The following is a 2,014-nucleotide window of genomic DNA, read 5'->3' on the forward strand; positions in this document are numbered from 1 at the left end:
AGGCCGGCGATTTTGCCGCGGCCGAGGAAGATGAAGACGTCGTCGTTGAGGACGTAGCCCTGGGCGCGGCCGTTGGAGATGAGTTGGGCCAGGCCCTTGTAGGCGGCGAGGCCGGCGAGGGTGGCGATGGTGGGGTTGACGCGGCCGTAGACGATGATGACGCCGTTGAGGACGCCGATGAGCAGGCCCGCGGCGATGGCGGCGGCCATGCCGGCGAGGGGGTTGGCGCCGGTGGAGGTGAAGGCCATGGCGGAGACGACGGAGGCCACGCCGGCTTGGGAGCCGACGGAGATGTCGAGGCCGCCGCAGATGATGACGACGGTCTGGACGACGGCGAGCAGGCCGGTGATGGTGGCGGCTTCGGCGATGACCTGCATGTTGGACAGGCTGAGGTAGTTGTCGTTGAGTGTGCCGAAGAGGGCGAGGACGACGGCCAGGGCGCCGATGAGGCTGAGGTTCTGCCCGCCGACGGAGGCCAGTAGCGAGCGGGTGGTGGCGCCGGTGGGCTTGGCGGGTGCCGTCGGCTGGGTGGTGGTGGTCACGGGGTGGCTCCAGTGGTGCGGGCGGGGGCGATGTCGTCGGCCATGGCGAGGTTGAGGATGTTCTCCTCGGTGGCGTGGGCGCGGTCGAGTTCGCCGGTGATGCGGCCGTTCTGCATGACGAGGATGCGGTCGGCGAGGCCGAGGACCTCGGGTAGTTCGGAGGAGATGACGAGGATGGCGACGCCTTCGGCGGCGAGGTCGGCGATGATCTGGTAGATCTCGGCCTTGGCGCCGATGTCGATGCCGCGGGTGGGCTCGTCGAGGATGAGGACCTTGGGTTTGTGGGCCAGCCAGCGGGCGAGGACGACTTTCTGCTGGTTGCCGCCGGAGAGTTTGCGGACTTCCGTCTCGATGGAGGGGGTGCGCACGCGTAGGCGGTCGGCGTAGTGCCGGGCGAGTTCGCGCTCCGCGCCGCGTCGCACGAAGCGCAGGCGGCGCAGGCGTTGCAGGACGACGGTGGAGGTGTTGTCGCGGATGGAGCGGTGCAGGAACAGGGCTTGGGCTTTGCGTTCCTCGGGGGCCAGGCCGAGGCCGGCCCGGATGACGGCGCCGGGTTTCCCGGAGGGCAGGCGGTGGCCGTCGAGGGTGACGGTGCCGGTGTGGATGGGGCGGTCGCCGGCCAGGGCGAGGGCGAGTTCGGAGCGGCCGGCGCCGATCAGGCCGGCCAGGCCGACGACTTCGCCGGCGCGCACCTGCAGGTCGATGTCGTGGACGTCGTCGGTGCTGACGCCGCGGACGTCCAGGACGATGCGGTCGGTGGCGACGTGTTCGCGGGAGAACATGGCGGACAGGTCGCGGCCGACCATCAGGCGTACCAGTTCGCCCTCGTGGGTGGCGGCGGTCTCCAGGACGCCGGCCAGGGCGCCGTCGCGCAGCACGGCGATGCGGTCGGCGAGTTGGAAGATCTCCTGCATGCGGTGGGAGACGTAGATGACGGCGATGCCGTTTTCGCGCAGGCGGCGGATGAGGGCGAAGAGCGCTTCGACCTCGTGGTCGGAGAGCGAGGAGGTGGGCTCGTCGAAGGCGATGACCTTGGCCTGGCCGGTCAGGGCGCGCATGATCTCGACCAGTTGGCGTTGGGCGGGGGTGAGTTGGGAGCCGAGCAGGTCGGGGTCCAGGACGCCGGCGAAGCCCAGGTGTTCGAGGTCGGCGCGGATGCGGCGGCGTAGTTCGGCGCGGTCCAGGCGGCGTCCGGCCGCGCGGGGCAGGGAGCCGGCGTAGACGTTCTCGGCGACCGAGACGTGCGGGATGATCTCGGGCTCCTGCGGGATGATCCGGATGCCGGCGCGGCGGGCGTCGATGGGCGAGGAGAGCTGGACGGGCTCGCCGTCCAGCAGCACCCGGCCCTCGGTGGGCTGGTGGTCACCGGTGAGGATCTTCAACAGGGTCGACTTCCCGGCCCCGTTCTCCCCCATCAACGCGGTCACCCGACCGGCCGGGAAATCCAGGGTGACACCGGCAAGAGCCTGCAC

2 protein-coding genes are annotated in these 2,014 nt (G+C 70.6%); both read right to left on the reverse strand.

The genetic code is table 11. The features are described 5' to 3' along the window. Positions 1-542: ABC transporter permease (locus ACIP60_RS38250; RefSeq protein WP_400694268.1), on the reverse strand; the 542-nt coding region annotated here is incomplete at its 3' end. Continuing rightward, positions 539-2,014, reverse strand: a 1,476-nt coding sequence (locus ACIP60_RS38255) for a sugar ABC transporter ATP-binding protein (protein ID WP_400694271.1), incomplete at its 5' end; no start/stop codon positions are given. The genes ACIP60_RS38250 and ACIP60_RS38255, both read right to left, overlap by 4 nt.

The organism is Kitasatospora sp. NPDC088783 (assembly GCF_044750705.1).
Classification (GTDB): domain Bacteria; phylum Actinomycetota; class Actinomycetes; order Streptomycetales; family Streptomycetaceae; genus Kitasatospora; species Kitasatospora fiedleri.